Annotated in this window: 1 pseudogene; it reads left to right on the top strand. The window is 51.2% G+C overall.

What is annotated here, in order from left to right:
• Positions 1–209, top strand: a pseudogene (locus V6252_RS13680) (multidrug ABC transporter ATP-binding protein); the annotation flags it as partial.

The raw sequence follows: 209 nt of genomic DNA, 5'->3' as shown, positions 1-209 counted from the left end.
CGGCCAGTTTGTTTGAGATTATCGGTACAGTTCAAGATGGTAGGCGTACGTTGTCAGCACCGCAGACAATTATTGATAACCCTGCCGCGCCAGCGCTGGCCGGCACGGACGGGCGTATCGTATTTGACCATGTCGACTTCAGTTATGAGAATGACCAAGAAGACAATGGACAAACTGGCGAGACTGTTGGTAGTACCAGCATCGCTAAG

The sequence above is a fragment of the Psychrobacter proteolyticus genome (assembly GCF_038155145.1).
In the GTDB taxonomy this organism is placed as follows: Bacteria; Pseudomonadota; Gammaproteobacteria; order Pseudomonadales; family Moraxellaceae; genus Psychrobacter; species Psychrobacter proteolyticus_B.
This window is presented reverse-complemented; position numbering and strand designations above follow the sequence as displayed.